Origin of the sequence: Bradyrhizobium sp. (assembly GCF_050014615.1) — a bacterium.
In the GTDB taxonomy this organism is placed as follows: domain Bacteria; phylum Pseudomonadota; class Alphaproteobacteria; order Rhizobiales; family Xanthobacteraceae; genus Bradyrhizobium.
On record NZ_JBEKCZ010000220.1, the window covers coordinates 1 to 8439 of the forward strand.

Consider the following 8439-nt stretch of genomic DNA (forward strand, 5'->3'; position numbering starts at 1 on the left):
ACCATGACGCGGTGGGAAATATCCATCACCACGCCCATGTCGTGCTCGATCATCATCACGGTCATGCCGAACTCTTCGTTGAGGTCGACGATGTAGCGCGCCATGTCCTCCTTTTCCTCGAAGTTCATGCCGGCCATCGGCTCGTCGAGCAGGATCAGCTGCGGCTCCAGCGCCATCGCGCGGGCGAGTTCGACGCGCTTGCGCAGACCATAGGGCAGGGTGCCGGCGGTGGCCTTGCGGACCGACTGCAAATCGAGGAAGTCGATGATCTCCTCGACCTTGCGGCGGTGCTCGAGCTCTTCGCGCCGCGCGCCGGTGAACCAATAAAGCGATCCCGTGATGAAATTGTTCTTCAGCAGATGATGCCGCCCGACCATGATGTTGTCGAGCACGCTCATATGGTGAAACAGCGCGAGGTTCTGGAAGGTGCGGCCGATGCCGAGCCGGGGCCGCGCATTGGGGTTAAGCGCGGTGATGTCCTGCCCGCGATAGAACAGCTGGCCCTCGGTCGGCCGGTAACGGCCCGAGATGCAGTTGACGATCGAGGTCTTGCCGGCGCCGTTGGGGCCGATGATCGAGAACAACTCGCCGTCATTGACGCCAAAACTGACTTCGGTCAGCGCACGCACGCCACCAAAGCGCAGTGACACCCCGCGCACTTCCAAACCGTAAGCCACTCATTCCTCCAGATACGGCGCTTGACGCGCTCTTTATCCATTGTTTGCCAAGGTGATGCCGACCTTACATCGGCCGTCATGGGTAAGCCATCCGACTATCGATGTGCCGCTCAGGACGCTTGCGATCCCAGGGAGGTCCTTAAGCGGGGTGGCCTTAAGCAGGGTGGTCCTCCATAGGGGAAAGCGATAGTTTGAAATGTCTTGTGGCTGACAATTGGCGGGCAAATTTCGTTGGGCCATCGCACCCTCGCAAACGCGCCGGGCCGGTGTCGAAAATTATTGTTGCGGTGCAATAGGTTAAGGGGGCGTTGGGTGCGCGGACGACCGTCAACGGGATCATGATTGCGCAGGACTACCTCAGACGCATCGCGTCCTGGTCGCGCGATCTGGACGACCGCGAGATCGAATTCGCGCGCGCCGGCATCGTCGAGAAATCCTACCGCACCAATGAATTCATCTTCATGCGCGGCGACCGGTTCGACTACTGGACCGGCGTTGTCACGGGGCTGGCCCGGATGGGCATCGTGTCCCGCGGCGGCAAGGCCACCAGCTTTGCCGGCCTGACCGCCGGGGCCTGGTTCGGCGAGGGCACCGTGCTCAAGAACGAGGCCCGCCGCTACGATGTGGTGGCGTTGCGCGATACGCGGCTGGCGCTGATGGACCGCAGCACCTTCCTCTGGCTGTTCGAGAACAGCGTCGGCTTCAATCGCTTCCTGGTCGGGCAGCTCAACGAACGTCTCGGTCAGTTTATCGGGTTGCTGGAATATGGCCGCACGCTGGATGCGACCGCGCGCCTCGCACGCGGGATCGCCTCCCTGTTCAACCCGATTCTCTACCCGGACCTGACGCGCCATCTGGAGATCACGCAGGAGGAAATCGGCGCGCTGTCCGGCATCTCCCGGCAGAACGCCAACCGGAGCCTGAAGCGGCTTCAGAGTGAAGGTCTGCTGCGGCTCGAATATGGTGGGGTCACCATCGTCGACCTCGAGCGATTGCGCAGTTACGGCGAGTAGGAGCCGATCAGACTTCCAGCCATTCCTTGCGCACGGCTTCGTTCGCCTTCAACGCGGCGGGCGTGCCCTCGAACACGATGCGGCCATGGCCCATGACATAGACGCGATGCGATATCCGCATCGCGATCGAGAGTTTTTGCTCCACCAGCAGGATGGCGACGCCGCGCCTTGCGATTTCGGCGATGAGGTCGCCGACCTGTTGCACGATCAGGGGGGCGAGCCCCTCGGTGGGCTCGTCGATCATGATGAGTTCAGGGTCGCCCATCAGCGTGCGGCAAATCGTCAGCATCTGCTTCTCGCCGCCCGACAGCACGCCGGCCGCCGTATCGGCCCGCGCGGCGAGGTTGGGAAACATCGCCAGCATGTCCTCGAGCCGCCACTTGCCGGGGTGTCTGGTATCCTTGATGCCAAGCAACAGGTTTTGCCGCACCGTCAGGCCGGCGAAGATATCGCGATGCTCCGGAACGTAGCCGAGCCCCAGATGCGCGATCCGGTAGTTCGGCAAACCTGCGATCTCGTTGCCCTTGAACTTGATGGAGCCCTGCGGCGGCACCTCGCCCATGATCGACTTGACCGTGGTGGAGCGTCCGACGCCGTTGCGCCCCAACAGGCTCACGACCTCGCCCTTGTCGATATGCATATCGACGCCCTGCAGGATATGGCTCTTGCCGTAATAGGCGTGCAGATCGGCGACCTCCAGCATCATGCCGCTTCCTCGCCGAGATAGGCTTCCCGAACCTTCGGATTGCCGCGAATTTCTTCCGGCGTCCCCGAGGCGATGATCTGGCCGTAGACCAGCACCGAAATCCGGTCGGCGAGGCCAAACACGACGCTCATGTCGTGCTCGACGATCAGGAGCGTGCGGCCTTCGGTCAGGCGGCGGATCAGCGCCACCGCGCGCTCGGTTTCGGCGTGGCTCATGCCCGCCGTCGGCTCGTCGAGCAAAATGACGTCGGCGCGGCCGGCTACCGTGATGCCGATCTCCAGCGCGCGCTGCTCGGCATAGGTCAAAAGGCCCGCGGGTACGTCGCGCCGTGCCGTCAGGCTGATATCGGCGAGAATTTGCGCGGTGCGCTCGCGCACCTCGGGCAGATTGTCGATATTCTTCCAGAACGCGTAGCGCTGGCCGGTCGACCACAGCACCGCGCAGCGCAGGTTTTCCCACACGCTCATATTGGCGAAGACGTTGGTGACCTGAAAGCTGCGTGACAACCCGCGGCGGTTGATCTGATAGGGCCGCAAGCCGGAAATCACCTCGCCGTCGAGCAGCACGCTGCCCGAGGACGGCGCCATGTAGCCGCTGATCAGGTTGAAGGTGGTCGATTTGCCGGCACCGTTGGGGCCGATCAGCGCGTGACGCTCGCCCTTCGCCACGCTCAGATTGATATTCTTGATAATGGCGATGTTGCCAAAGCTCTTTTTGACCTCGCGCAGTTCGATAGCGGCGCTCATGCGGCAATTCCCTTTTCGCGCGCCACGCTGGTGGCGCCGTCCCAGGCATGTCCGATCCAGGTCCAGGTCTTGCGCGCCACCAGAAATCCGCCGATCAGCAGAACGGCCGCCATCGCCCAGACATATGGGCTCGCCGCGTCGAAGCTGACGCCGAAGGCCTTGATGTGGGAATCCTCGCCGGGATTGACGGTGTAGTGCACGATGGTTTCGATCGACAGGATCAGACCCGCGATCATCGCCAGCGTCGGCACCAGGGCGATCAGGTAGCTCGGCAGCATTTGGCTCAGGGTGCCGGCCTTCAGCAGCGGGCGATGCATCATCAACAGGCCGGTGATGCCGCCCGGCGCGAACACCACCACCGCGATGAAGATCAACCCGAAATAGAGCTGCCACACCGGCGTCAGATCGCTGAGGCCGAGCGACAGAAACGTCACGAAGATCGCGCCGACGATCGGGCCGATGAAGAATCCGACGCCGCCGATATAGGTCGCGAACAGCACGGTTCCGGATTGCACGGTGCCGAGATAGGCCGAATTGGCGATTTCGAAATTGATCGCCGCGAGCCCGCCCGCGATCCCGGCGAAGAATCCGGAGAAGCAGAACGCCAGATAGCGCACGACGTGGGGATTGTAGCCGACGAACTGGACGCGCTCGGGATTGTCGCGCACCGCATTGCACATGCGCCCGAGCGGCGTGCGGGTCAGCGCATACATCGCGATCACGGCGATCAGCATCCATGCCGCGACCAGGTAATAGATCTGGATTTGCGGGCCAAAATTCCAGCCGAACAGCTTCAGCAATTTGGTGCGATTGGCGGAGATGCCGGCTTCGCCGCCGAAAAAGGTGCGCAGGATCAGCGCAGACGAGGCGATCAACTCGGCAACGCCGAGCGAAATCATCGCGAACGCGGTGCCGGAACGCTGGGTCGAGACCCAGCCGAGCAGGGCGGCGAACAATAGCCCGGCCAGGGCGCCGATCAGGGGAACCAGCGGCAGCGGGATCGGCAGCTTGTTGGCTCCGATGATGTTGATGGCGTGTATCACGAGGAAGCCGCCGAGCCCGTAATACACCGCGTGCCCGAACGACAGCATGCCGGTCTGGCCGAGCAGGATATTGTAGGACAGCGAAAAAATGATGGAAATGCCGATCAGGCTGAACGTCGTCATCGAGCCGCCCGAGGTAAAGATCATGGGCAGCAGCAGAAGCGCGACCGCGGCCGCCAGCCACAGTCCATAGAATTTGAGCTTTTCGGCCGCGGCCGGCAGCGCGGGTGCGGCGCTCGAGGCGATCTCGCTCATGTGTCGCGTGTCCCGAGCAGGCCCATCGGGCGGAAGATCAGAATCAGCACCAACAGCAAATAGGGCATGATCGGCGCGATCTGCGCGATCGTTACCCCCCAGATATCGGCAAGCCAGGTCGAGGCATAGTCGGGACCGAGCGGGCCGAATGCACCGGACAGCGAGCCGTTCATCGAGACCGCGAAGGTCTGCACCAGGCCGATCAGCAATGAGGCGACGAAGGCGCCGGGCAGCGAGCCCAGTCCTCCGACCACGACGACCACGAACAGGATCGGGCCGAGCAGTCCAGCCATATTGGATTGCGTCACCAGCGCAGGTCCCGCGATCACGCCGGCGACCGCGGCCAATGCGGTGCCGACGCCGAACACCAGCATGAAGATGCGTCCGACATTGTGGCCGAGATGGCCCACCATGTGCGGATGGGTCAGGGCGGCCTGAACGATCAGACCGATGCGGGTTTTCTTCAGGACGATCAGAAGGCCTGCGAAGATGACGATCGACACCAGCAGCATGAACATCTTGTAGGCGGGATAGTTGGTGGAAAAGATCGTGAAGGCCGGGAAATCGAGCAGCGGCGGGATGCGGAAATCGACCGGGCTCTTGCCCCAGATGATCTGCACGACTTCCTCGATCACGAAGGCGAGGCCGAACGTGAACAGCAGTTCGGCGACATGGCCGTTCTTGTGCACGCGGCGCAGGCCGAAGCGCTCGACCCCGGCGCCGATCGCGCCGGCCAGCAGCGGCGCGATCAACAGCGCGGGCCAGAAGCCGAACCACCGGCTGATCTGGAATCCGAAGAACGCGCCGAGCATGTAGAAGCTCGCATGCGCGAAGTTGAGCACGCCCAGCATGCTGAAGATAACGGTGAGGCCGCTCGCCATCAGGAACAGCAGCATGCCGAACAGGACGCCGTTGAGCGTGGATATGACGATCAGTTCAAGCACGAGGCACCGCCTGGGACTGCAAGACGCGTCCGTCCCGATCATGTTTCGGGACGGACCGTCGATGTGCGCGAAAGGTCAGTTCGGCCGTTCCATCTTGCAGGTGGTCGCAAGCACGGTCGCGGGCGTATCGATCTTCGCCGCCAGCTTCCAGCCCCAGCCGGTCTTCTCCTCGTCGAACGGCTCCTTTTCGGTCCGCTCGCCAAACGAGGCGATATAAATCGGCTGAAAGAACTGGTGATCGTCCTTGCGCATGTTTCCCTTGCCGCCGTCGAACACCTCGACCTCCATGCCTTCGAGCGCCAGCGCGACCTTGACCGGATCGATCGACTTGGCCTTGTCGGCCGCTTCTGCCAGCATGCGCATCTCGTTGACGGCACGCGGATAGAACAGGCTGAAATCATATTTGGCGCGGATCGCCTTTTCGAACTCCTGCGAGGATGGATGGTCGAGATTCGGGATGCCTTCGCCGACCGCGAACACCTGGTGATTGAGATTGGCCTGCTTGATCGCAGTCGGGCCGCCGGGGCCGCCGGCATAATAAGTGTACCAGTTCACCTTCAGGCCGGCGTCCGCGGCGGCTTTCAGCAGCAACGCGAAATCCTGGCCCCAGTTACCGGTCACGACGCTATCGGCGCCTGAAGCCTTGATCTTGGCGATGTACGGCGCGAAATCGGTGATCTTGAGCAGCGGATGCAGTTCATCGCCGACAATCTTGACGTCCGGCCGCTTGGCGGCCAGCATGGACCGGGCGGTGGAGCGGACCGATTGGCCGAACGAATAATCCTGGTTGATCAGGTAGACGTTTTTGATCGCCGGCACGGTCTTCATATAGTTGGTCAGCGCCTCCATCTTGATGTCGGAGTTGGCATCCCAGCGGAAATGCCAGAAGCTGCATTTCTCGTTGGTCAGGACCGGGTCGACCGCGGCGTAATTGAAATACAGCACTTCCTTGCCGGGGTTGCGCTCGTTGTATTTGGTGACGAAGTCGGACAGCGCGCCGCCGACCGACGAGCCGTTGCCCTGGGTAAGGTAGCGCACACCGGCGTCGATCGCCTTCTGCGCCTGGATCAGGCTCTCCTGCGGGTTGGTCTTGTTGTCGAGTGGCACTATCTCGACTTTCCTGCCCTGGATGCCGCCTTTGGCGTTAACTTCGTCGGCGAGAAACTGGAAGGTCTTCAGCCCGACCTCGCCGACGCTGGCGCCGCCACCCGATAGCGGGTCGATATAGCCGATCTTAAGCGTTTCCTGCGCCATCGCCGCGCCACCGAACATCGGCAACGCAAAGGCCGCGGCCATGATTAATTTACGCATGTGATCCTCCCTGAGTTCGCTTTTTTATTAACCGTTTGGAGGGGCCGGATGCCGAAACGACTGGATTTCAGCGATCTCGCGGCCCGATCTGAAACGATTGTGGGCCAAGGTTCCGAAACCCGCAAGTCTGCGGCCCCACCGGTTGAAAAGGGCTTTGCCTGCTGAATTGCTCGGAGGAATGGGGTCATGATAGGGGTTTGGGCTGTGGTTTATCGCCGTTGAACCGCTTTTTGAGCAGCCGCGGCGCTTGATTGGATTGAATATGACGGTTCAGGATTCAAAGCGGCGGGTTGCACTCCTCACCGGCGTCACCGGACAGGACGGCGCCTATCTGGCCGAATATCTGCTCGGCCTCGGTTACACCGTCCACGGCATCAAGCGGCGGTCGTCCTCGTTCAACACCGCGCGCGTCGATCACCTCTATGAAGACCCGCACGCCGGCAACGTGCCGTTCCTGCTGCATTATGGCGACATGACGGATTCGACCAATCTGATCCGGCTGATGCAGCAGATCCGGCCGACCGAGATCTACAACCTCGCCGCCCAGAGCCATGTCGGCGTCAGTTTCGAGAGTCCGGAATACACCGCCAACGCCGACGGCATCGGCGTGCTGCGGCTTTTGGAAGCGATCCGGATTCTCGGGATGGAGAAAGAGACGCGGTTCTACCAGGCGTCGACCTCGGAATTGTACGGCCTGGTGCAGGAGGTTCCGCAGAAGGAAACCACGCCATTTTATCCGCGCTCGCCCTACGGCGTCGCCAAGCTTTACGGCTACTGGATCACGGTGAACTACCGCGAAGCCTATGGCATGTTCGCCTCGAACGGCATCCTGTTCAATCATGAGAGCCCGATCCGCGGCGAGACCTTCGTGACGCGCAAGATCACGCGCAGCATCGCCCGCATCGAGACCGGTCTCGAGGATACGCTCTATCTCGGAAATCTCGAGGCCAAGCGCGACTGGGGCCATGCCAGGGATTATGTCGAGGGCATGCACATGATCCTGCAGGCGGACCAGCCCGATGATTTCGTGCTGGCGACGGGCGAGACCCGCTCGGTGCGCGAATTTGTCCAGCTTGCATTCGCAGAGGTCGGCCGGCGCATCGAATGGCGCGGCAAGGGTGTCGAGGAGACCGGCGTCGACAAGAAATCCGGCAAGACCGTGGTACGCATCGATCCCGTGTATTTCCGCCCGACCGAAGTCGATCTGTTGATCGGCGACGCCAGCAAGGCGCGCCAGAAGCTCGGCTGGAAGCCGAAGACGAGCTTCGCCGAGCTGGTCAAGGAAATGGTGGCGGGAGACCTCGCGATTGCGCGGCGGGAGGTCGCCAATGGCAAGAACCCCGTTTGAGCTTGACGGCAAGAGCGTCTTCGTTGCCGGGCACAAGGGAATGGTCGGCGGCGCGCTGGTGCGCCGGCTCAGCCGCGAAAATGTCGAACTGTTGACGCTGTCGCGCAGCGAAGTCGATTTGCGCGACCAGGCCGCAGTATTCGCCTGGTTCGCCAAGGCGAAACCGCAGGCGGTGTTTCTGGCGGCGGCAAAAGTCGGCGGCATCGTCGCCAACAACACGCTGCGCGGCGAATTCATCTACGACAATCTGATCATCGCGGCCAATGTGATCCATGCCGCTTATGTCAACGGCGCGCAGAAGCTGATGTTTCTCGGCTCGTCCTGCATCTACCCCAAGCTCGCGCCGCAGCCGCTGCGGGAAGATTCCATGCTGACGGGGCCGCTCGAACCCACCAA

At 62.0% G+C, this 8439-nt stretch carries 9 protein-coding genes; 3 read left to right on the forward strand and 6 right to left on the reverse strand.

Annotated elements, in window-relative coordinates; genetic code table 11:
* Positions 1-677: ABC transporter ATP-binding protein (locus ABR948_RS25485; RefSeq protein WP_428123272.1), on the reverse strand; the 677-nt coding region annotated here is incomplete at its 3' end.
* A gap of 338 nt (positions 678-1015) precedes the next feature.
* On the opposite strand from ABR948_RS25485, the gene ABR948_RS25490 reads away from it, so the two are divergent.
* Positions 1016-1690 carry a Crp/Fnr family transcriptional regulator gene (locus ABR948_RS25490; protein WP_428123281.1) on the forward strand — a complete coding sequence of 225 codons (675 nt, stop codon included), beginning with the start codon at positions 1016-1018 and terminating at the stop codon, positions 1688-1690.
* A 7-nt stretch (positions 1691-1697) separates the two neighbouring features.
* Here the strand turns inward: ABR948_RS25490 and ABR948_RS25495 are convergent, their stop codons facing one another.
* The 5 genes from ABR948_RS25495 to ABR948_RS25515 all read right to left on the reverse strand — a co-directional run bounded on the left by ABR948_RS25495 (position 1698) and on the right by ABR948_RS25515 (position 6695).
* Entirely contained in the window at positions 1698-2393 is a 696-nt protein-coding gene (locus ABR948_RS25495; RefSeq protein WP_428123282.1) for an ABC transporter ATP-binding protein, read from the reverse strand.
* The gene (locus tag ABR948_RS25500) at positions 2393-3142 is read right to left on the reverse strand and encodes an ABC transporter ATP-binding protein (protein ID WP_428123274.1); all 750 of its coding nucleotides are present in this window, start codon (positions 3140-3142) and stop codon (positions 2393-2395) included. Before ABR948_RS25500 ends, ABR948_RS25495 begins: the two co-directional genes overlap by 1 nt.
* Positions 3139-4440, reverse strand: coding sequence for a branched-chain amino acid ABC transporter permease (locus tag ABR948_RS25505; protein ID WP_428123275.1), 1302 nt, complete (start codon positions 4438-4440; stop codon positions 3139-3141). Before ABR948_RS25505 ends, ABR948_RS25500 begins: the two co-directional genes overlap by 4 nt.
* A complete protein-coding gene (locus ABR948_RS25510; protein WP_428123276.1) occupies positions 4437-5384 on the reverse strand; it encodes a branched-chain amino acid ABC transporter permease in 948 nt (315 codons plus the stop codon). The genes ABR948_RS25505 and ABR948_RS25510 overlap by 4 nt, the downstream gene beginning before the upstream one ends.
* Positions 5385-5459: 75 nt before the next feature.
* Complete coding sequence (locus ABR948_RS25515) at positions 5460-6695, reverse strand: branched-chain amino acid ABC transporter substrate-binding protein (protein ID WP_428123277.1); 1236 nt, start codon at positions 6693-6695, stop codon at positions 5460-5462.
* A gap of 262 nt (positions 6696-6957) precedes the next feature.
* Here ABR948_RS25515 and gmd point away from each other — a divergent pair, with 262 nt between their 5' ends.
* A complete protein-coding gene (gene gmd / locus ABR948_RS25520) occupies positions 6958-8043 on the forward strand; it encodes a GDP-mannose 4,6-dehydratase (protein ID WP_428123278.1) in 1086 nt (361 codons plus the stop codon).
* On the forward strand, positions 8024-8439 hold a 416-nt coding region (locus ABR948_RS25525; RefSeq protein ID WP_428123280.1), incomplete at its 3' end, for an NAD-dependent epimerase/dehydratase family protein. The genes gmd and ABR948_RS25525, both read left to right, overlap by 20 nt.

Coding starts and splice junctions, on each gene's coding strand:
- ABR948_RS25490 (WP_428123281.1), top strand. CDS start 1,016: ATGATTGCGCAGGACTACCTCAGACGCATCGCGTCCTGGTCGCGCGAT.
- ABR948_RS25495 (WP_428123282.1), bottom strand. CDS start 2,393: ATGCTGGAGGTCGCCGATCTGCACGCCTATTACGGCAAGAGCCATATC.
- ABR948_RS25500 (WP_428123274.1), bottom strand. CDS start 3,142: ATGAGCGCCGCTATCGAACTGCGCGAGGTCAAAAAGAGCTTTGGCAAC.
- ABR948_RS25505 (WP_428123275.1), bottom strand. CDS start 4,440: ATGAGCGAGATCGCCTCGAGCGCCGCACCCGCGCTGCCGGCCGCGGCC.
- ABR948_RS25515 (WP_428123277.1), bottom strand. CDS start 6,695: ATGCGTAAATTAATCATGGCCGCGGCCTTTGCGTTGCCGATGTTCGGT.
- gmd (WP_428123278.1), top strand. CDS start 6,958: ATGACGGTTCAGGATTCAAAGCGGCGGGTTGCACTCCTCACCGGCGTC.